We start from the raw sequence: 20,740 nt of genomic DNA, 5'->3' as shown, positions 1-20,740 counted from the left end.
CCCGGCGGGGAGCGCCGGACGGCGGTCGCCACCGGGCAGGACTAGGGTCGGGAGCATGGAATTCCGTCACCTGGGCCGCTCCGGCCTGATGGTCAGCGAGATCTCGTACGGCAACTGGATCACCCACGGCTCACAGGTCGAGGAGGACGCCGCGCTCGCGTGCGTCCGCGCCGCTCTCGACAGCGGCATCACCACGTTCGACACCGCCGACGTGTACGCCGGCACCCGGGCCGAGTCGGTGCTCGGCCGCGCGCTCAAGGGTGAGCGCCGGGAAGGGCTGGAGATCTTCACCAAGGTCTACTGGCCGACCGGGCCGGGCCGCAACGACAGGGGCCTGTCCCGCAAGCACATCATGGAGTCGATCGACGGCTCGCTGCGCCGCCTGCAGACCGACCACGTCGACCTCTACCAGGCCCACCGGTACGACTACAGCACGCCGCTGGAGGAGACGATGGAGGCCTTCGCCGACGTCGTACGCTCCGGCAAGGCGCACTACATCGGCGTCTCCGAGTGGAAGGCGTCGCAGCTGCGCGAGGCGCACGCGCTCGCCCGTGAGCTGCGCATCCCGCTGATCTCCAACCAGCCGCAGTACTCGATGCTGTGGCGGGTCATCGAGACCGAGGTGATCCCGGCCAGCGAGGAGCTGGGCATCGGTCAGATCGTCTGGTCGCCGATGGCGCAGGGTGTGCTGTCCGGCAAGTACCTGCCGGGCCAGCCGCCGCCCGCCGGCTCCCGCGCCACCGACGAGAAGTCCGGCGCGAACTTCATCGCGCGGTTCCTCAACGACGACGTGCTCACCCGGGTGCAGCGGCTCAAGCCGCTGGCCGAGCAGGCCGGGCTGACGATGGCGCAGCTCGCCGTCGCGTGGGTGCTGCAGAACCCGAACGTCGCCTCGGCGATCGTCGGCGCGTCCCGGCCCGAGCAGGTGCACGACAACGTGAAGGCGGCGGGCGTGAAGCTCGACGCCGACCTGCTGAAGGCGATCGACGAGATCGTCGAGCCGGTCACCGAGCGGGACCCGGCGAAGACCGAGAGCCCGGCGCAGCGTCCGTGACGTCGCGTCGTTCCCGGGCCGGCTCGCTCCGGCCCGGGAACGGCCGGTCGGCTACTGCCAGAAGCGGATCAGGGCGTAGCCGATCTGGTACAGCTCCCGCGGCAGCCCGAGCGCGTCGCCGACGGCGAACACCGCGCCGAAGAACGCCCGGTTGATCTGCGGGCTCCACAGCAGCGCGAACAGCAGGATGAAGCCGTACGGGGCGAACAGGTCGTACATCCGCCGGTAGGCGGGGCTGAGCCAGGGCTGGAGCATGTTGCCGCCGTCCAGGCCCGGTACCGGCAGCAGGTTGAGCACGCTGGCGGTGAGCTGGAGGAACGCGAGCAGCCCGACACCGGCCCAGAACTCCAGCGGCCCGCCCAGCTCGGGGCCCCACGCCACCGCGGCCACCAGCACCAGCGTGAACAGCACGTTTGTGGCCGGCCCGGCCAGGCTGACCAGCGTGTGCCGCAGCCGGCCCGGGATGGCGTGCCGGTCCACCCAGACCGCGCCGCCGGGCAGGCCGATGCCGCCGAGCAGCACCACGACCACCGGCAGCACGATCGACAGCAGCGGGCTGGTGTACTTCAGCGGGTTGAGCGTCAGGTAGCCCCGGTGGGCGATGTCCCGGTCACCGGCCCGGTACGCGACCACGGCGTGGGCGTACTCGTGCAGGCACAGTGAGACCAGCCAGCCGGAGACCACGAAGAGGAACACGTCGAACCGGACGTTGCCGTACCTGTTCCAGGCCATCACCCCGCTGGCCACGAAGAGCGCGACCAGGGCCAGGAAGATCGGGCTCGGCCGGAAAGCCGCCCGGGGCACGCCGAGGACCAGCGGCTCGCCGGGGCGGTCGTAGCCGGTCATTCGGCCGGGGGTTGCAGGCTCATCCGGTAGTCCACCCGGTCGTCCTCGACCAGCACGACGGTGGTGACGCCGGATGCCGCGAGCTCCCGCCAGGTCTGGCCGATCCACGACTCGGCGTCCGCCTGGCTCGTGAACGACTCATCCGGCCCGTCGACCGCGTCGCCGTTCGTGCCCTCGTACCGCCAGCTCCACGCCATGCCGCGTCTCCCCTCGCCGCCGTCGTCCCGCAGGACGCCAAACCTCCGCAAGCCTAGTCGCCCGCCCACGACGCTTCACCCCTCGACCGGCGCGGGCCGACGCGCGGGTGCCCGCAAGGTTCGGCCGTCACCAGCGGGGTATCCACGCCGGACGTCGTCAGCGAGGGAGGACACCATGCGGCCGTTGCGGGAGATGGACACCGAGGAGATACGGGCGATGGCGGTACGCGGCGGCATCGAGGCGGCCCACGAGATGGACCGGGAGGAGCTGCTCGACGCGCTTCTCGCCCGCCCCGGCGAGGGAGCCTGGCAGGAGGATCCGAAGCCGGTTGACGTGAATCCCAACGACTATCGCTTCGAGGCCCCCGAGCGCCGACCGCGATGAGCCACCTCTCACTGCCCCGCCGGGGCGGCGGCATCTAAGGTACGGGGCATGTCCGTTGACGGGTGGCACACCCTCCTGGTGCTCGGCGGTATCCGCTCCGGCAAGTCCGAGATCGCCGAGTCGCTGGTCGCCGACGCGCCCACGGTCCGGTACGTGGCGACCGCCCCGGCCGGGGATCCCGAGGACACCGAGTGGGCGGCCCGCCTCGCGACGCACCGCGCCCGCCGGCCGGGGAGCTGGACCACCGAGGAGACGGCCGCGAACCCGGGCCGACTGGTCGAGGTGATCGCCGCCGCCGGGCCGAACGAGACGCTGCTCGTGGACGACCTGGGCGGCTGGGTGACGGTGCTGCTCGACCCGGCCCACCAGCCGGCCGACGACACCGCCACGATCGCCGAGCTGGCCGCGGCGGTGCGCTCCAGCACCGCCCGGCTGGTGCTGGTCAGCCCCGAGGTGGGCCTGTCCCTGGTGCCCACCACGCCGCTCGGCCGGGCGTTCACTGACGCGCTCGGCGCCGCCAACCGCGCGGTCGCCGACGCCTGCGACGCGGTCGCGCTGGTGGTCGCCGGTCAGACCACCTGGCTCAAGCCGGCCGCTCCGGCCCACGCCGTGCCGCCCGCCGGCACGTCGCCCGAGGCCGGGCCGAGCCGCGACGCGGCGCCCCAGGTCGCGACATCCTGGGCCACGGCACCCCGGCCCGCGCCGGACCAGGCCGCGCCGACCGGAGCCGCCGCGAACCGGACCGCACCGGCTCAGGCCGTACCGGCCGACCTCGGCGCCGGGGACGTGACGCTGCCCGAGGTACTCACCCCGGCCGCCGCCCCGCTGCCCGCCCCGGCCGCGTCCGACGAGCCCGGCACGGGCGACTGGGCCGCCCCCACCATGGCGCTGCCGATGATCGCCACCGGCCTGGTGATCCAGCCGGGCATGGAACTGCCGATGCCTGACGACTACACCGGTCCGCAGGCGGTCGACCGGCTCGCCACGCTCGACCTTCCCGGCGCCGGTCTGGGCGTGCTGGAGCAGGTGGTCGGCTTCGCGGCCGCCACCCAGGGCACCTCGATGCCGCGGCCGTGGGACTCGGTGCGCGTACTGCTGATCCAGGGCGACCACGAAGGCGGCGTGTCGGCCGGCGCGCCGGCCGGTGAGTCGGCCCGCCGGGCCCGGCCGGCCCGCGCCGGCCGGGGCGCGCGGGCCCGGCTGGCCGCCGAGAACCGCGCCGACCTGCAGATCGTCGAGGCGCCCACGTCGGCGCCGATCGAGGACCGCCCGGCCCTGCCCGGCGACGAGGTGGAGGCGGCGCTGCGTTACGGCTGGCGGCTCGCCGAGCAGGCCGCCGACGCGGGGGTGCAGTTGCTGGTGCTCGCCGCGTGCGGTGCGGGCGCCGAGGCCGCCGCCGCGGCGGTGCTCGCGGCCACCGCGGGCGCGGAGCCGCCCACCGTGCTCGGCCGCGTGATCACCGAGCAGGGCGAGATCGACGACACCGCCTGGATGGTCCGCTGCGCGGCGGTACGCGACGCGCTGCACCGCACCCGCCGCTCGTCCCGCGAGGCCAAGGACATCCTGGCCGAGCTGGGTGGCGGCGACATCGCGCTGGCCACCGGCGTCCTGCTGGGCGCCACCGCCCGTAAGGTGCCGGTGCTGCTGGACGGCCCGGTCGGCACCGCCGCCGCGATGGTCAGCCGCGACCTGGCCGGGCAGGCGCGGCACTGGTGCCTGCTGCCCGACCACGGCGGCCGTCCGGGTGTGCGGCTGGCCGCCGACGTGCTCGGCCTGACGCCGCTGGTGGACCTGCGGCTCGACCTGGGCGAGGGGGCGACCGCGCTGGCCGCGCTGCCGCTGCTGCGCTCCGCGCTGACGCTCGCCGCCACGCTGCCGGCGCACCCGTCACTCGGCGGCGACGACAGCTACGACAGCGACGCCGGCCGGACCGGCGACGAACCGGACTTCGCCGAGCCGGAGCCGGCCGGGCCGGGACCGACCACGATCGGGTCCGACGAGCCGGTCTCCCCCGGCCGACGTGCCGACTGAGGCGCGGCTCGCCGACGGCATCCGGCTGGCGCTCACCACGTTCACCACCGCACCGGTACGCGCCGGCCGGGTCGACCGGGCCGCCGCCGGCACCGCGATGGCGCTCGCCCCGCTGGTCGGCGCGCTGCTCGGCGCCGTACTCGGCGGGGCGCTGCTGCTCACCGGCGCGCTCGCGCCACCGCTCGTCGCCGCCGTGGTCACGGTGGGGCTGGGCGCGCTGCTCACCCGGGGCCTGCACCTGGACGGGCTGGCCGACACCGTGGACGCGCTCGGCTCGTACCGGCGTGGTCCGGCCGCGCTGAAGATCATGAAGCAGCCGGACGTCGGCCCGTTCGGGGTGGTCGCGCTGGTGGTCGTACTCCTGCTCCAGAGCGCGGTGCTCGCGGAGCTGGCCGGCCGGGACGCGCTCGCCGCGTTCGCCGCCGTGGTCGCCGCGACCGCGGCCGGGCGGCTCGCCGTCGGCCTGGCCTGCCGGCGCGGCGTGCCGGCCGCGCGGCCGGAGGGCCTGGGCGCGCTCGTGGCCGGCACCGTCGGGTGGGGCGCGCTGGCGCTCGGCGCGGTCGCCGTCGCGCTGGCGGCCGTGCCCGCGGTGCCGGACCGTCCGTGGCAGGGGCCGATCGCCGTGCTCGGCGCGCTCGCCGTCGCGGCCGGGCTGCTCCGGCACCTGGTACGCCGCTTCGGCGGCATCACCGGCGACGTGCTCGGGGCGCTCGTGGAGATCGTCACCACGCTGTCCTACCTGGGACTGGTGCTGACCGGCTGAGGGTCACCGGTCCGGGCGGGTAGCGTTCGGGGCGAGTGCACCGGCGCGGTCGAGGGGGACGGCATGCTCATCACGGACGACTTCCTGCCGGTACCGGTGCCCGAGTCGCTCGACGCGACCTATCTGGTGCCGATCACCGGGCTGCCCAAGGTGAGCCCGAAGACCGCAGTGGAAGGGCTGGCCGGGCGGCTCGCCGAGCCGGTGCACGGGCTGGCCAAGCAGATGCTCGACAGCCCGCTGATGACCGTCGACACCCGTACCGTCGACGAGTTCCCCGAGCTGCCGCCGGACCTGCTCACCGCGTTCGGCGCCACCGAGGAGCAACTGGCCCGGCTGGCCGCCGCCACCCACCTGGTGGTGGTGCAGGCCGAGTACCGGCCGGGCTGGCCGCCCGCGCACGAGTGGGCCGCCCGCGCGGTGGCCGCGGCGGTCGCCGAGACGGTCGGCGGGGACGTGGTGGACGTCTTCGGGCTCCAGTTCCTCGACCCGGCGGCGGCGCTGCGCTCACTGCCCGACGAGCAGGGCCGGATCCGGCTCGTCGACTGGGTGCTGGTGCCCTACTCCTCGGACTCCGACGGGCTGTGGTTCACCACGAAGGGGCTGCGCCGGTTCGGGCTGCTGGAGTTGCAGGCCCAGGGCGTGCCGGACCACCTGACCCGGGCGTGGGGCGCGGTGATGACCGGCGCGGCCCGGCGGCTGCTGCGGGACTGGACCGACGGGCTGGCCGGCGAGGAGGTGCCGGCGTTCGTGCAGCTTCCGGTGCTGGCCACGGTGACCGGGCACGACATCGCCGTGGCGTACGGCAATCCGGAGCAGCACGGCGCGACCGCGCCGGTGCTGCTGCGGCTGGAGCTGGACCCGGCCACCGACCCGGACGCCGACTCGTTCCTGAGCCTCAACCCGCCGCCCGGGCATCCGGGTCCGCCCGGCCGCTACTTCGCCGCCGCCTGCGCGACGCTGTTCAACGGCATCCAGCCGGACGTGCGCTACACCCGCACCGGGGACGCGATGAGCCGCGCGGTGGAGACCGCCCGGGAGGCGCTCGGCGACATCCGGGCCCGGTTCCTGGCCGGGCGGCTGCCCGAGGAGAGCCAGCTCGTGGTCAAGTACGGGCTGCCCGGCGACGACGGCCCCGAGTACGTCTGGGCCGGGGTGACCTCGTGGGAGAGCCCGGAACGGATCGTCGGCGCGAGCGCCAGCGACGCCAACACCGACCCGAACGTACGGATCGGCTCCCCCGTGGTGGTGGAGGCGTCGGACGTGGTCGACTGGGCGGTGCTGGACGGCACCGGCGTGCTGGAGGGCGGCTGGACGCAGGCAGTCCTCGACGCCGGGGAGCGCGGCGAGGACTGACCCGCGCGGCTCAGCGCGCCGAGCGCCGATCCGCCTCCGGCCTCAGCGCACCGAGGGCTTGACGAACGGCGGCCGGGTCAGGCGCATCCGGGCACGGCGGCCCCGGATGTCCACCTCCAGCTCCTCGCCGTCGGCCAGCTTCGGGTCGGTGTCGACGAGCGCCAGCGCGACGCCGTGCTTGAGCGTCGGGCTGAACGTGCCGCTGGTGACGGTGCCGACCTGCCGGTCGCCCGAGTACACGGCCATGCCGGGGCGCGGGATGGCCCGGTCGACAGCGGTCAGGCCGCGCAGCGTACGGGCGGGTCCGGCGGCCTTCTCGGCGCGCAGCGCGTCGCGGCCCCAGAACGCCGGCTTGTCCCAGCCCACCGCCCAGCCGGAGCGGCCCTGCACCGGGGTGATCTCCGGGGACAGGTCCTGCCCGTGCAGCGGGTAGCCCATCTCGGTGCGCAGCGTGTCCCGGGCGGCCAGGCCGCAGGCGCGGACGTCGCCGGCTGCGGCGAAGAGCGCGTCCCAGACGGCGACCGCGTGCTCGGACGCCACGACCAGCTCGTAGCCCAGCTCGCCGGTGTAGCCGGTGCGGCACACGGTCAGCTCCACCCCGTCGAGCGTGGCGGTGGAGAAACTCATGTAGTCGTGCCCGGTGGGCAGGCCGAGCGCGCCCAGCAGGTCCGCCGAGCGCGGGCCCTGGACGGCGAGCACCGCGTACGCCTCGTGCTCGTCGGTGACGGTGACCCCGGCGGGCGCGGCGGCGCGCAGCCGGCGGGCCACCTCGGCGGTGTTCGCCGCGTTGGGGATCAGGAAGACGTGGTCGTCGGCGTGCAGGTAGGCGATGATGTCGTCCACCACGCCGCCGGTGGCGTCGTCGCAGCAGAGCGTGTACTGCGCCTGACCGGGGGCGATCCGGCCGAGGTCGTTGGTGAGGCAGGCGTTGACGAAGTCCGCCGCGCCCGGCCCGGTGACCCGGATCTTGCCCAGGTGCGAGACGTCGAACACGCCGACGCCCTCGCGGACGGCGGTGTGCTCCTTGAGCACGCCGCCACCGGCGTACTCCAGCGGCATCTGCCAGCCCCCGAAGGGGGCGAACTTCGCGCCGAGCGCGGTGTGCCGCTCGTGCAGCGGGGAGCGGCGCAGCCGGGTCTCGGCGGCGTCGGAGGTCACCTCGGTCATGGGTGGCAACTTACCGGCCGCGACGACTGTGGTTAGCATCGGCGGGATCCCGTCGGCGCGCATCGGCGGGACACCCACGCCTTCCGGCGGGTAGGTTGCCGCCGGAGACACCTTCACCGCCGGTACGCGACGACGCGGCCGGCCCGGCCCGCCCGGAGTAGCTTTCGTGACATCGCCCCGCACCACCCTCAGCCTGGTCGACACCGACCCCGCCGAACTCGCCGTCGACGCGATCGTGATCGGCGTGCACAGCCAGACCACCGAGCCGGGCAGCGGCGCACCCGCCCACGCCCTGCTGCTGGCCACCGGCGGGGAGAGCATCGCCGCCGCGTTCGACGGAAAGCTGACCGAGACGCTGGCCCTGCTCGGCGCGACAGGTGGCCCGGGCGAGGTGATCAAGTTGGCCACGCTGGGCACCGTGACCGCCCCGCTGGTCGTGGCCGTCGGCCTCGGCCCGGAGCCCTCGGGCGCCGCTCCGGCCCCGGAGTCGCTGCGCCGGGCCGCCGGCGCCGCCGTACGGGCGCTGGCCGGCGCGGCGCGCGTCGCCCTGGCCCTGCCCCTGCCCGACGACGCCGACGCCCCGGCCGCGCTGCGCGCGGTCGCCGAGGGCGCGCTGCTGGGCGGCTACCGGTTCGCCGGCTACAAGACCAAGCCGCAGCCGGCCCGCCGTGAGCCGGTGGCCGAGGTGCTGGTGGCGGTGCCGGACGCGGCCGACGCGACCGCCCAGGCCGAGGTCGCGCGGGCGCAGGCGGTGGCCGGCGCGGTGCGGACCAGCCGGGACTGGGTGAACACCGCGCCGAACGAGCTGCGTCCCCCGGCGTTCGCCGACGCCGTCTCCGCCGCCGCCCGCGAGGCGGGGCTGGAGGTCGAGGTGCTGGACGAGGCGGCGCTCAAGGCCGGTGGCTACGGCGGCATCCTCGCCGTCGGCCAGGGCTCCGAGGCCCCGCCGCGGCTGGTGAAGCTCACCTGGACGCCGGAGGGCGGCGGCAACGGCAAGCGGGTCGCGCTGGTCGGCAAGGGCATCACGTTCGACACCGGCGGCATCTCGATCAAGCCGGCGCAGGGCATGTGGGAGATGAAGTCGGACATGGCCGGCGCGGCGGCGGTCGGCGCGGCCATGCTGGCGATCGCGGCGCTCAAGCCGTCGGTCACCGTCACCGGCTACCTGCCGATGGCGGAGAACATGCCGTCGGGCGCCAGCTACCGGCCGGGCGACGTGATCAGCATGTTCAACGGCAAGAAGGTGGAGGTGCTGAACACCGACGCCGAGGGCCGGATGGTGCTGGCCGACGCGATGGCGCGGGCCTGCGCGGACGGCGCGGACTACCTGTTCGAGACCTCCACGCTGACCGGCGGGCAGGTGATCGCGCTGGGCAAGCGGATCGCCGGTGTGATGGGCACCCCGGAGCTGTGCGAGCGGGTGCGGGTGGCCGGTGACGCGACCGGTGAGCCGGCCTGGCCGATGCCGCTGCCGGACGACGTGCGCAAGGGCATGGAGTCGGACGTCGCGGACATCTCGCAGGTCAACGCCGGGATGGACCGGGCCGGGCACATGCTGCAGGGCGGCGTGTTCCTGCGCGAATTCGTCACCGACGACGTGGCGTGGGCGCACATCGACATCGCCGGTCCGGGTTACCACTCGGGCGAGGCGACCGGCTACTGGACCAAGGGCGGCACCGGCGTGCCGGTGCGTACGCTCGTGCACCTGGTCGAGGACGTCGCCACCAACGGCTGACGTGCAAGGAAGGGCCCCTTCTTAACGCCTCGCGTTGTAGAAGGGGCCCTTTTTAACACCCGCGCCCGCGCCCGCTCAGAACAACTCGGGACGACGCTTGCGGCGTTCGTTGTAGTCGCGCATGCGCTGCGGATAGCCCATCAGCCGCACGTCGTAGATCGGGATGGCGATCCGGTGCGCCCAGCGGCGGGCCTCGTCCGGCCCGCCCACGCGCCGCCGGGTCCACTCGCCGTCGTCGGCGATCAGCATGATCGTGGTCTCGGTGACCGTCGTACGGGGTTCGATGTACGCCTCGACGCCCTTACGGGTCCGGACGAAGTTCTCCAAGTGGTCCAGATCGGCGCGGTCGGCGGCACGGTCGCGGCTCGCCGGGGCGGCCCGCTTTCGTCGTCGGAACAACCCCACCGAATCCACTCCTCCCCCAAGCCGTCATCGAGGACGGTGCCAAGGGTACGTGTCACCGACGTGTCGTTGGGCACCTCGGTACGCGCCCGGTCCGTGGTGGTGACAAGATGACCGAGGTGGGGTGTGCCTGTTACTCCGCCGTAACCCCCGATGCAGTGACGCGACCTGGGAGTTGGATGTGAGCGAGCCGAACGACACGACCTTCGACATCGTCATCCTCGGAGGTGGTAGCGGCGGCTACGCGGCGGCGCTGCGTGCCGCCCAGCTGGACCTCTCCGTCGCCCTCATCGAGAAGAGCAAGCTCGGCGGGACGTGCCTGCACAACGGGTGCATCCCGACCAAGGCGCTGCTGCACGCCGCCGAGATCGCCGACCAGACCCGCGAGTCCGAGCAGTTCGGCGTGAAGGCCGAGCTGGTGGGCATCGACATGAAGGCGGTCAACTCGTACAAGGACGGCGTGATCTCGCGCCTGTACAAGGGCCTGCAGGGCCTGGTGGGCAGCAGCAAGAAGATCACCTTCGTGGCGGGCGCCGGCAAGCTGGTCGGCAAGAACGTCGTCGAGGTGGACGGCAAGCGCTACACCGGCCGTAACGTCGTGCTGGCCTCCGGCTCGTACGCGAAGAGCCTGCCCGGCCTGGACGTCGACGGCGAGCGGATCATCACCAGCGACCACGCCCTGACCCTGGACCGCGTGCCGTCCTCGGCGATCGTGCTCGGCGGCGGCGTGATCGGCGTCGAGTTCGCCAGCGTCTGGAAGTCCTTCGGCGTGGACGTGACCATCGTCGAGGCGCTGCCCCGCCTGGTCGCCGCCGAGGACGAGGAGTCGTCGAAGGCGCTGGAGCGGGCGTTCCGCAAGCGGAAGATCAACTTCAAGGTCGGCAAGCCGTTCGAGAAGGTCGAGAAGACCGACAAGGGCGTGAAGCTGACGATTCAGGGCGGTGACACGGTCGAGGCCGAGCTGCTGCTGGTCGCCGTGGGCCGCGGCCCGAACACCGCCGGCCTCGGCTACGAGGAGCAGGGCGTCAAGATGGACCGCGGTTACGTGCTGACCGACGAGCGGCTGCGCACCAGCGTGCCGAACGTCTACGCGGTCGGCGACATCGTGCCCGGCCTGCAGCTCGCCCACCGTGGCTTCCAGCAGGGCATCTTCGTCGCCGAGGAGATCGCCGGGAAGAGCCCGGCCGTGATCGACGAGGCCGGCATCCCGCGCGTGACGTACTGCGACCCGGAGCTGGCGTCGGTCGGCCTGACCGAGGCGAAGGCCAAGGAGCAGTACGGCGCCGACAAGATCAAGACGTACAACTACAACCTGGGCGGCAACGGCAAGAGCCAGATCCTCAAGACCGCCGGCCACGTGAAGCTGGTCCGGGTGGACGACGGCCCGGTGGTCGGCGTGCACATGGTCGGCGCCCGGGTCGGTGAGCTGATCGGCGAGGCGCAGCTCATCTACAACTGGGAGGCGTACCCGGCCGAGGTGGCGCAGCTCGTGCACGCCCACCCGACGCAGAACGAGGCTCTGGGCGAGGCGCACCTGGCCCTGGCCGGCAAGCCGCTGCACGCGCACGCCTGACACGACAACCGCGGCGTCCGGCGACGGGCGAGAATCCCACCAGGGAATGAAGGAGTCTGGAGAACATGCCGGTATCGGTCACCATGCCCCGGCTCGGCGAGAGCGTCACCGAGGGCACCGTCACGCGCTGGCTCAAGCAGGACGGTGACACCGTCGAGGTGGACGAGCCGCTGCTGGAGGTGTCGACCGACAAGGTCGACACCGAGATCCCGTCCCCCGCGGCGGGCGTGCTGAGCCGGATCGTGGTCGGCGAGGACGAGACCGCCGAGGTCGGCAGCGAGCTGGCGGTCATCGCCGGTGAGGGCGAGGACGCGGGCGCGGCCCCGAAGCAGGAGGCCGAGCCGGCCACCGAGCCGACCGCCGCCGCCGAGGGCACCGGCCCCGAGCCGGAGCAGCAGGCCGAGGAGGCCGCCGCCGAGCCGGGCGCCGAGGCCGAGCAGCCGGCCGTCGAGGAGCCGGCCCAGCCGGCGGCGTCGTCGGGCGAGGGTACGCCGGTGACCATGCCGGCCCTGGGCGAGAGCGTCACCGAGGGCACCGTCACCCGCTGGCTCAAGCAGGACGGTGACACCGTCGAGGTCGACGAGCCGCTGCTGGAGGTCTCCACCGACAAGGTCGACACCGAGATCCCGTCGCCGGTCGCCGGCACGCTGCAGGAGATCAAGGTCGCCGAGGACGAGACCGCCGACGTCGGCGCCGTGCTGGCGATCGTCGGGGTGGCCGGCGCCGCGCCCGCGAAGGCGGAGCCGAAGCCCGAGCCCAAGCCGGAGCCCAAGGCCGAGGCGAAGCCCGAGCCCAAGCCGGAGCCCAAGCCGGAGCCGAAGGTCGAGGAGCCGACGCCGGGCGCGGCCTACAACGAGCCGGCCGCCGAGGCGGAGCAGGCCGCGCAGCCGGCCAAGGCCGAGGCGGCGGCCCAGCCGGCCGCGCCGGCCGCCACGCAGCGCCGGAGCGTTCCGGCCGAGCACGGCGAGGACGCCGCCGGGTACGTGACGCCGCTGGTGCGCAAGCTCGCCGCCGAGCACGGCGTGGACCTGGGCTCGGTCAAGGGCACCGGCGTGGGTGGCCGCATCCGCAAGCAGGACGTGCTGGAGGCGGCGGAGAAGGCGAAGGCCGCCAAGCCCGCGCCGACCGCCGCCGCTCCGGCCGCGAAGGCGGAGGCGCCGGCCCAGCCGGCCGCCAAGCCGCAGCCGAGCGCCAAGCGGGGTACGACGGAGAAGCTGCCGCGTATCCGGGCCACCATCGCCAAGCGGATGCAGCAGTCGCTGCACGAGACGGCCCAGCTGACCACCGTGGTCGAGGTGGACGTCACCCGGGTCGCGAAGCTGCGGGCGCGGGCGAAGGAGTCGTTCCAGGCCAAGCACGGCGTGAAGCTGTCGTTCCTGCCGTTCTTCGCGCTCGCCGCCGTCGAGGCGCTCCAGACGTACCCGATCGTCCAGGCCAGCATGGACCTGGAGGGCGGGACGATCACCTACCCGGCCGCGGAGCACCTGGGCATCGCCGTGGACACCGAGCGCGGCCTGCTCGTGCCGGTCATCCACAACGCCGGTGACCTGAACATGGGCGGCATCGCCAAGCGGATCGCCGACCTGGCCGAGCGCACCCGGGCCAACAAGATCACCCCGGACGAGATGGCCGGGGCGACGTTCACGCTCACCAACACCGGCAGCCGGGGCGCCCTGTTCGACACCCCGATCGTGCCGTCGCCGCAGTCGGCGATGCTCGGCACGGGCGCTGTGGTGAAGCGCCCGGTCGTGGTGAACGACCCGGAGCTGGGCGAGGTCGTGGCGATCCGGTCGATGGTCTACCTGGCCATGTCGTACGACCACCGGCTGATCGACGGCGCCGACGCGGCCCGTTTCCTCACCGCGGTGAAGGAGCGGCTGGAGGCCGGCAACTTCGAGGCCGAGCTGGGTCTGTAGATCCGAGACGGCGAGGGGGCGCGCGGCGACATGCCGCGCGCCCCCTTCGTCGTCAGCGGCCTCAGCCCTTCAGGTGCTCCTCGGATACCGTCCAGAGCTGCTCGGCGGCCTCCGGGTCCCGGGCGTACGGCGCCCAGCCGGTCCGCGTGCCCGGCTGGTTCGGCCCGGCCTCCTGGCAGTCCTCGAAGTACCGGCCGCCGACGCCGTCGAGCAGCGGTGAGGTGGCGACCAGCACCGAGGTCGCCGCGCCCTGCTCCGGGGTCTTGAACGAGGCCGCGCCGCCACCGCTCTGCGCGCGCATCCGGGCCAACTCCTCCTCGGTGATGTAGCGCTGCAGGTTGGTCCGGATCGCGCCGGGCATCAGCGCGTTGGTCCAGATGCCGTCGTCGGCCCAGCGCCGGGTCGCCTCCACCGCGAAGAGCACGTTCGCGGTCTTGGACTGCCCGTACGCCAGCCACGGGTCGTACGGCCGCTGCCGGAAGTGGATGTCGGAGAACTCCACCGGCGACCTCAGGTGGGCGGCCGAGCTGACCGAGACGATCCGCGCGCCGCCGGCCGCGGCGAGCGCCGGGCGCAGTCCGGTGGCGAGCGCGAAGTGCCCGAGGTGGTTCGTGGCGAACTGCATCTCCCAGCCCTGCTCGGTACGCATCTCCGGGGAGGCCATGATCCCGGCGTTGTTGACGAGCATGTGCAGCGGCCCGTCCCAGTTCCGGACGAACGCGGCCACCGACGCGAGATCGTCCAGGTCGAGCGGGGCGACCAGGATCCGGTCGTTGCCGGTGGCGCCGGTGAGCTCGGCGGCGGCGCGCTGACCGGCCTCGGTGTTGCGGACGGCGAGGGTGACGTCCGCTCCGGCGGAGGCGAGCGCGCGGGCGGTCTCCACACCGATCCCGGAGGCGCCGCCGGTGACGACGGCCCGCCGGCCGGTCAGGTCCAGGTCGCGGACCACTTCCAGGGCGGTGGTCTCGGAGTCGAACGGGGTCGTGACTGGTGTCGGGGTTGTCATGGTCCATCCTTGTCGACGGCGACGCGGACCGATGTCCGCCCGCTACGATGAGAAGCGGAGGATCCTCCGTTACTTGCTCAGCATAACCGGAGGAGACTCCGGTTACCACCGACCCGGGCCCGCGACCCGGTCGAGCCGAGGAGGAACCGTGCCCGACCGACCGCTGCGCGCCGACGCGCTGCGCAACCGGCAGCGCCTGCTGGACGCCGCGGTGCAGGCGTTTTCCCAGGCGGGCGCGGAGGTAACGCTCGACCGCGTCGCCAAGGAGGCCGGGGTCGGGATCGGCACGCTCTACCGCCACTTCCCCAGCCGGGAAGCGCTCATCGAGGCGGCGTACCGCAACGAGCTGGAGAAGCTCTGCGACGCCGCGCCGGCGCTGCTCGCCACCCGGCCCGCCGACGTGGCGCTGCGCACGTGGATGGACCGGTTCGTCGACTACCTCGCCACCAAGCGGGGCATGGCCGACGCGCTGCGGCTGGTCATCGCCGCAGGCGCCAACCCGTACGCGCAGAGCCGCGACCTGCTGCTGGCCGCGCTCGGCGAACTCCTCGCCGCCGGCGCGGCGGCCGGTGCCGTACGCGCCGACGTGGCCGCCGCCGACGTGCTCGCCAGCCTCAGCGGAGTGTCCCTGGTGGCCGGCGAGCCGGACCAGCGCGCCCAGGCCGGACGCCTGCTCGACCTGCTGATGGACGGCCTGCGCCACCGGACGGGCTGACCGAATCGGCCACCCGGCCCGACCTGCGCTGACAGACTCGGCCGGTGGGCTCGAACCGGTGGCGGGGACGCCTGGGGCCGGCGGTGCCGGTGGCCCCGGGCGCCCGCGTCGACCGGTTCGAGATCTTCTTCGACCTGGTCTTCGTCTTCTCGTTCTTCATCATCACCCGGGCCACCGCCCTGCAGGTGACCGGCGGGGCGCTGCTGCACGCGCTGCTGGTCCTCGCCGTGCTCTGGTGGTCGTGGGTGGTGCACAGCGTGGTCGCCACCCGGGTACGCCTCGGCGAAGGCTTCGTCCCGGTGCTCATGACAGTCGGCATGGCCGCGCTGTTCACGTTCGCGCTGTCGCTGCCACAGGCGTTCCGGGACCCGACCGGCAACGCGGCCGGGCCGATGGTCGCGGCGCTCAGCTACACCGTCCTGCGGTTGATCCACCTGCTGCTGTACCGGCACGCGGTCCGGGACAGCCCGAACGAGCGCCGGCAACTCCTCCGGTTCGCCCCGGAGTTGATCGGCAGCACCGCGCTGCTGCTGGTCGCCGCGCTGCTGCCGCCGAGGATCGACGACCTGTTCTCCGCGGCGGTGCTCCGCGACGTGCTGTGGGCGGTGGTCGTCCTGCTCCAGTACGGCACCGGCATCCTCGCCGGCACCTGGGGCTGGGGCGTCGCATCGGCCGAACACTGGACCGAGCGGTACGACCTGATCCTGATCATCGCGCTGGGCGAGTCCGTGATCTCGGTCGGCGTCGGCAGCAACCTGCTCGGCCAGCCGCCCACCTGGCCGGCCGTGACCGCGGCCGTGCTCGGCATCTTCTTCACCGCCGCGCTCTGGTGGGCGCACTACGACATGATCGGGCCGGCCGCCCGGATCGCGTTGCACGTCGCGCAGGACGGCCCCCGGGTGGCGATGGCCCGGGACGCGTACGCCTACCTGTTCCTGCCGATGATCGCGGGCATCATCCTGTTCGCGCTCGGCGCCGAGACGATAGTGCACGGCATCGCCGACCCGAACGTGCCGCCCAGCGAGCCGGGGCACGGGCCGAGCGTGCCGCTGCTGTTCGGCGGCGTGATCTGCTATCTCTGCGGCAACATGCTGTTCCAGCTCCGTACCCTGCGCACGCTGAGCTGGACGCGGGTCGCGACGGCGTTGCTGCTCGGCCTGAGCATCCCGGTCGCGGAACGGGTGCCGGGGCTGGCCGCGCTGGGCATGCTCACCGCCATCACGGTGGGTATGGTGGCCGTCGAAGTGATCGTCTTCGACGAGGGCCGGCGGGCCCTGCGGAAGCTGGTCTTCGAGGAACGCGCCAGCCACGAGGCGCACGAGGCGGCCTGGCGGGCCCGCTGGCACGAACGGCCCGACGACCGCGACGAAGGCGAGTGAACCACCGGCCCGCCGCCTCCGTGAAACCTGTCGGCCCCGCCGCGGGGCCACACCTGAGGGATACGGGGGCCACATGACCATCGACACCGTCCACGCCGGCGCGGCCGGCGCCTGGCAGCTCGGCGACCTGACCGTCAACCGGATGGGCCTGGGCGCGATGCGGCTGACCGCGAACGCCGACGGCAGCCCGAGCGACCGCGACCGGGCCGTCGCCGTGCTGCGCCGCGCCGTCGAGCTGGGCGTCAACCACATCGACACGGCCGCGTTCTACTTCTCGCCGCTGCGCTCGGCCAACGAGCTGATCAACCGGGCGCTGTGGCCGTACCCGGAGGATCTGGTCATCGTGACCAAGGTCGGGCCGGGCAAGGACCCGTCCGGGCAGTGGCTGCCGGCGGCCCGCCCGGACCAGCTGCGCGGCCAGGTGGAGGAGAACCTGCGCCAGCTCGGCCGCGACCACCTGGACGTGGTGAACCTGCGGGTGCACGGCCCGGAGCCGCTGTCCGAGCACTTCGGCGCGCTCGCCGAGCTGCGCGACGCCGGGCTGATCCGGCACCTCGGCGTCTCCGCCGTACGCCCCCACCAGGTCACCGAGGCGCGCGCCATCGCACCGGTGGTGTGTGTGCAGAACTCGTACGGCCTGGGCTACCGCCGTCAGCACGACGAGCTGATCCGCGACTGCGCCGCGCACGGCACCGCGTTCGTGCCGTTCTTCTCCCTCGTCACCAGCGGTCGGGAGGCCGGCGCGACCGGCGAGGAGCACCCGGACGTGCTCGCGGTGGCCCGGGAGCACGGCGTGACGGCGGCCCAGGTCCGGCTGGCGTGGACGCTGGCCCGCGGCCCGAACGTGCTGGCCATCCCCGGGACCGGCGACCCGGCGCACCTGGAGCAGAACGTCGCCGCCGCCGCGCTGCGCCTCTCCCCCGCCGACCTGGCCCGCCTCGACGCCGTGTGACACGTGTTAAGAAGGGGCCCTTTCACCTCGCCAGGCGTTAAGAAGGGGCCCTTCCTTACGGTCTGGCGGGCAGGAGCCGTCGACGCGCTCGACGCGCTGCTGCCCCGGCTGGCCGGAAAAGCGCTGGACTTCGAGCACACTCGAAAGTGAACACTGGGCGCATGACGACGACACGACGGCTGGGCCGCAGCGGCATCGAGGTCAGCGCGATCGGCATGGGCTGCTGGGCGATCGGCGGCCCGCTCTGGGACGGCACGCAGCCGCTGGGCTGGGGCGAGGTGGACGACGACGAGTCGGTGCGTACCGTCCACCGGGCTCTCGACCTGGGCGCGACGCTGTTCGACACCTCCAGCAACTACGGCGCCGGGCACAGCGAGCGGGTACTCGGGCGCGCGCTGGCGGGCCGCCGGGACCGCGCGGTCATCGCGACCAAGTTCGGCTATCCCACCGACGAGGAGACCCGCCAGGCGCTCGGCGAGGACGCCAGTCCCGAGTACGCGCGGCGCAGCCTGGAGGGTTCGCTGCGTCGGCTCGGCACCGACCACGTCGACCTCTACCAGCTCCACCTGGGCGGTCTGCCGGTGCCACGGGCGCTGGACCTCGTCGGCACGCTGGAGGACCTGGTCGCGGAGGGGAAGATTCGCGCGTACGGCTGGAGCACCGACGACCCCGCCTCGGCGCGCGCCTTCGCCGAGGCGGGACCGCACTGCGCGGCGATCCAGCACGACCAGTCGGTGCTGCGGGACAACGCCGCCATGCTCGCGGTGTGCGCGGAGTTCGACCTGGCGAGCCTCAATCGAGGGCCGCTGGCGATGGGCCTGCTCACCGCGAAGTACCAGGACGCGCCGACCGCCCGGGGCGGCGACGACGTGCGTGGTGTGGCACCGGAGTGGCTGGACTGGTTCACCGGCGGCGTACCGCGCGCCGAGTGGGCGCAGCGGGTGGCCCGGGTCCGTGCGGCGCTGACCGCCGACGGCCGCACGCTCGCCCAGGGCGCGCTGGGCTGGCTGCTCGCCCGCAGCCCGCACACGCTGCCGATTCCCGGCTGCCGGACCGTCGCGCAGGCCGAGGAGAACCTGGGAGCGCTGGCGTACGGGCCGCTGCCGGAGGCGGCCTTCGCCGAGGTGGAACGCCTGCTCGCCGACCTGCGCACCGCCCCGGCCGACGCCTGACCGCTCTGTCCCGCCGCGGGGGGGCCGCCTCAGAGGTGCCGGCGGACCTCCGCGGCGAACCGGGGCAGGCCGGTGCGTCCCAGCAGTACGAGCAGACCGGTACGGTCGTCGGCTCCCTGCGGTAGGCGGCCGCCTGGCGGTGCAGGACGTCCAGTGTCTGCCCCGGGTAGAGGTCCAGCTGGTCGAGCAGGAAGTCGTCCGGGTGCATCGCCACGATGTCGAAGGACTTGAGCGACGCCTCGGGAAAATCACCGACGTTGAACGTGACCAGCACTTCCGCGTTCGCCCGGACGGCGGCAGCCAGCACGTGCCGGTCCTTGGGATCGTTGGACATGCCGTCGATGAGCGACTCGTACCCGCTGACCATGGCGTCCGGGAACGCCTCGGACATCTGGCCGATCCGGCGGTCGACCCGCTCCTCCGCGATGCCTCGTGCGATCAGGTTGCGTCGCAGCTCGTCAAGGACGTCCCTGGACCAGAGGGGCCGGTAGGCGGCGACCTCGGCCAGCCGCAGCAGGGTGTCGCAGAGATGCGCCGGGGAGAGGACGCAGGTGTCGAGAAAAGCCGGGAACGCCACTCAGGTCACGCTCATCTCGTCCTGCGCGGTGTGGCCGTCGCGTCGTACAGGCCGTCTTCCTCGGCTTCGGCGGTCATTCGGTCGAGCGTCCGGCGGCGTGCCTGCCGGGTCCGCTCCTGGTAGTCGAGAACGTCCCGGAGCATGACTCGCCGGTGACGGCCGCGCATCGTGTGCGGCATCTCGCCCTCGGACAGCAACCGGACCAGCGTGGGCCGGGAGATGTTGAGCAGGTCTGCCGCCTCCTGGGTCGTCAGCATCGTGTTGTGCGGTGCGATGGAGATCGCAAGCCCTTCGGACAGTGCCGTCACCACGTCCCGCAGCACTCCGTACAACTCGTCGGGGATCTCGATCTCGGACCCGTCCGGCCCGACCAGCCTGGCCCGCGCACGACCGCTGGCGCTCCGCAGTTCGTGCACGAACCGGGCCAGCTCAGCCGGGTCGTCCGGAGGAAGGACGGTACGTTCACGCAGCGCGCTGCTCATGACCACAAGGGTATCGCTATTCGAAAAAAACGCAACGCGTTCAGCGCGCGTGACGGGTGGGCGTGACGAGTGAGTGATTTCGCTCCACGCATCCGAATAGCGCCGCGTACTCGAAGATGTGAGCATGCGGATCCTCATGGCCGGCGCGTCCGGTTTCCTCGGCACCCGACTGGTCGACTGCCTCACCGCGGACGGCCACCAGGTCACCCGCCTGGTCCGCCGCCCACCACGCACACCCGCCGAGCGCCAGTGGAACCCGTCCGCCGCGCAACTGGACCCGCAGTGCGTCGCCGAGGCGGACGCGGTGGTGAACCTGGCCGGGGCCGGGGTGGGCGACAAGCGCTGGAACGACGAGTACCGGAAGCTGATCCGGACCAGCCGCGTGGACAGCACCACCACGCTCGCCATCACGATCGCCGGTCTGCCCACCGCGGACCGGCCCGCGGTGCTGCTGAACTCCTCGGCGGTCGGCTGGTACGGCGACACCGGTGACCGCGCGGTCACCGAGGAGGCGCCGGCCGGTGAGGGGTTCCTCGCCGACGTCTGCCGGGTGTGGGAGGCCGCGACCCGGCCGGCCGAGGACGCGGGCGTACGGGTGGTGCGGCTGCGTACCGGGCTGCCGCTGCACCGCGACGGCGGCCTGCTCAAGCCGCAACTCCTGCCGTTCCGGCTCGGCGTCGGCGGCAAGCTGGGCAACGGGCGGCAGTGGCTGCCGTGGATCTCGATGCGGGACTGGCTGAACGCGGCGAAGTTCCTGCTCGACCGCGACGACGTGGCGGGGCCGGTCAACGTGGTCGGCCCGGCGCCGGTCACCAACGCCGAGTTCACCCGGGAACTCGCCCGTCAGCTGCACCGCCCCGCGATCATGCCGATCCCGGCGGTGGCGCTGAAGGTGGTGCTCGGCGGCTTCTCGCAGGAGGCGCTCACCAGCACCCGGGTGCTGCCGGGCGTGCTCGACAAGTCCGGCTTCCCCTGGACCCATCCGGACCTGCCGGGCGCGCTGCACGCCGCCCTCACGGAGTGAGCCCGCGAGGG

The 20,740-nt window shown here is 73.4% G+C and carries 19 protein-coding genes and 1 pseudogene; 13 read left to right on the top strand and 7 right to left on the bottom strand.

Going from position 1 to position 20,740, the window contains the following annotated elements; all coding sequences use genetic code 11:
- The first annotated feature begins 55 nt into the window (after positions 1-55).
- On the top strand, positions 56-1,054 hold the full coding sequence (locus KBX43_RS22410; protein ID WP_030500117.1) for an aldo/keto reductase family protein: 999 nt from the start codon (positions 56-58) through the stop codon (positions 1,052-1,054).
- 51 nt (positions 1,055-1,105) lie between these two features.
- On the opposite strand, the gene KBX43_RS22405 is transcribed toward KBX43_RS22410, so the two are convergent.
- A complete protein-coding gene (locus tag KBX43_RS22405; protein ID WP_043329346.1) occupies positions 1,106-1,900 on the bottom strand; it encodes a site-2 protease family protein in 795 nt (264 codons plus the stop codon).
- Positions 1,897-2,097, bottom strand: a complete 201-nt coding sequence (locus KBX43_RS22400; RefSeq protein ID WP_043329344.1) for a hypothetical protein — start codon at positions 2,095-2,097, stop codon at positions 1,897-1,899. Before KBX43_RS22400 ends, KBX43_RS22405 begins: the two co-directional genes overlap by 4 nt.
- A gap of 175 nt (positions 2,098-2,272) precedes the next feature.
- On the opposite strand from KBX43_RS22400, the gene KBX43_RS22395 reads away from it, so the two are divergent.
- The 4 genes from KBX43_RS22395 to KBX43_RS22380 all read left to right on the top strand — a co-directional run bounded on the left by KBX43_RS22395 (position 2,273) and on the right by KBX43_RS22380 (position 6,629).
- Entirely contained in the window at positions 2,273-2,482 is a 210-nt protein-coding gene (locus KBX43_RS22395) for a hypothetical protein (RefSeq protein ID WP_018785377.1), read from the top strand.
- A gap of 48 nt (positions 2,483-2,530) precedes the next feature.
- On the top strand, positions 2,531-4,513 hold the full coding sequence (locus KBX43_RS22390; protein WP_210887011.1) for a bifunctional adenosylcobinamide kinase/adenosylcobinamide-phosphate guanylyltransferase: 1,983 nt from the start codon (positions 2,531-2,533) through the stop codon (positions 4,511-4,513).
- The gene (cobS, locus tag KBX43_RS22385) at positions 4,503-5,276 is read left to right on the top strand and encodes an adenosylcobinamide-GDP ribazoletransferase (RefSeq protein WP_187693324.1); all 774 of its coding nucleotides are present in this window, start codon (positions 4,503-4,505) and stop codon (positions 5,274-5,276) included. Before KBX43_RS22390 ends, cobS begins: the two co-directional genes overlap by 11 nt.
- Positions 5,277-5,339: 63 nt before the next feature.
- Positions 5,340-6,629, top strand: a complete 1,290-nt coding sequence (locus tag KBX43_RS22380) for a DUF2314 domain-containing protein (RefSeq protein WP_064448302.1) — start codon at positions 5,340-5,342, stop codon at positions 6,627-6,629.
- 42 nt (positions 6,630-6,671) lie between these two features.
- Here the strand turns inward: KBX43_RS22380 and gcvT are convergent, their stop codons facing one another.
- A complete protein-coding gene (gene gcvT / locus KBX43_RS22375) occupies positions 6,672-7,796 on the bottom strand; it encodes a glycine cleavage system aminomethyltransferase GcvT (protein WP_064448301.1) in 1,125 nt (374 codons plus the stop codon).
- Positions 7,797-7,962: 166 nt separating this feature from the next.
- Between gcvT and KBX43_RS22370 the strand changes: the two genes are divergently transcribed.
- Positions 7,963-9,531, top strand: a complete 1,569-nt coding sequence (locus KBX43_RS22370; RefSeq protein ID WP_064448300.1) for a leucyl aminopeptidase — start codon at positions 7,963-7,965, stop codon at positions 9,529-9,531.
- Between the two features lie 75 nt (positions 9,532-9,606).
- Here KBX43_RS22370 and KBX43_RS22365 read toward each other — a convergent pair whose 3' ends face one another.
- A complete protein-coding gene (locus KBX43_RS22365; protein WP_013287729.1) occupies positions 9,607-9,936 on the bottom strand; it encodes a hypothetical protein in 330 nt (109 codons plus the stop codon).
- Positions 9,937-10,114: 178 nt separating this feature from the next.
- On the opposite strand from KBX43_RS22365, the gene lpdA reads away from it, so the two are divergent.
- Together lpdA and sucB are read left to right on the top strand one after the other, a co-directional pair.
- Positions 10,115-11,506: a dihydrolipoyl dehydrogenase gene (gene lpdA / locus KBX43_RS22360; RefSeq protein WP_043329337.1), complete on the top strand. Its 1,392-nt coding sequence runs from the start codon at positions 10,115-10,117 to the stop codon at positions 11,504-11,506.
- Between the two features lie 65 nt (positions 11,507-11,571).
- On the top strand, positions 11,572-13,422 hold the full coding sequence (gene sucB / locus KBX43_RS22355; RefSeq protein WP_210887008.1) for a 2-oxoglutarate dehydrogenase, E2 component, dihydrolipoamide succinyltransferase: 1,851 nt from the start codon (positions 11,572-11,574) through the stop codon (positions 13,420-13,422).
- A gap of 61 nt (positions 13,423-13,483) precedes the next feature.
- Here the strand turns inward: sucB and KBX43_RS22350 are convergent, their stop codons facing one another.
- Positions 13,484-14,428, bottom strand: a complete 945-nt coding sequence (locus KBX43_RS22350) for an SDR family NAD(P)-dependent oxidoreductase (protein WP_043329336.1) — start codon at positions 14,426-14,428, stop codon at positions 13,484-13,486.
- A gap of 148 nt (positions 14,429-14,576) precedes the next feature.
- Between KBX43_RS22350 and KBX43_RS22345 the strand changes: the two genes are divergently transcribed.
- From KBX43_RS22345 to KBX43_RS22330, 4 genes are all read left to right on the top strand, one after another.
- Positions 14,577-15,143 carry a TetR/AcrR family transcriptional regulator gene (locus KBX43_RS22345; RefSeq protein ID WP_166456616.1) on the top strand — a complete coding sequence of 189 codons (567 nt, stop codon included), beginning with the start codon at positions 14,577-14,579 and terminating at the stop codon, positions 15,141-15,143.
- A 44-nt stretch (positions 15,144-15,187) separates the two neighbouring features.
- A complete protein-coding gene (locus KBX43_RS22340; protein ID WP_043329334.1) occupies positions 15,188-16,522 on the top strand; it encodes a low temperature requirement protein A in 1,335 nt (444 codons plus the stop codon).
- A 73-nt stretch (positions 16,523-16,595) separates the two neighbouring features.
- Entirely contained in the window at positions 16,596-17,474 is an 879-nt protein-coding gene (locus tag KBX43_RS22335; RefSeq protein WP_210887003.1) for an oxidoreductase, read from the top strand.
- Between the two features lie 161 nt (positions 17,475-17,635).
- Positions 17,636-18,646: an aldo/keto reductase gene (locus tag KBX43_RS22330; protein WP_064448294.1), complete on the top strand. Its 1,011-nt coding sequence runs from the start codon at positions 17,636-17,638 to the stop codon at positions 18,644-18,646.
- Between the two features lie 313 nt (positions 18,647-18,959).
- Here KBX43_RS22330 and KBX43_RS31640 read toward each other — a convergent pair.
- Positions 18,960-19,223, bottom strand: a pseudogene (locus tag KBX43_RS31640) (PIN domain-containing protein); the annotation flags it as partial.
- A gap of 11 nt (positions 19,224-19,234) precedes the next feature.
- A complete protein-coding gene (locus KBX43_RS22320) occupies positions 19,235-19,705 on the bottom strand; it encodes a helix-turn-helix domain-containing protein (protein ID WP_043331068.1) in 471 nt (156 codons plus the stop codon).
- 124 nt (positions 19,706-19,829) lie between these two features.
- On the opposite strand from KBX43_RS22320, the gene KBX43_RS22315 reads away from it, so the two are divergent.
- A complete protein-coding gene (locus tag KBX43_RS22315) occupies positions 19,830-20,729 on the top strand; it encodes a TIGR01777 family oxidoreductase (RefSeq protein WP_210886999.1) in 900 nt (299 codons plus the stop codon).
- The last annotated feature ends 11 nt before the right edge of the window (positions 20,730-20,740 follow it).

Source organism: Micromonospora sp. C41, from assembly GCF_018070485.1.
GTDB classification, from domain to species: Bacteria; Actinomycetota; Actinomycetes; order Mycobacteriales; family Micromonosporaceae; genus Micromonospora; species Micromonospora chalcea.
The sequence above is the reverse complement of the archived record's forward strand: the minus strand, read 5'-3'. Positions and strand labels throughout refer to the sequence as shown.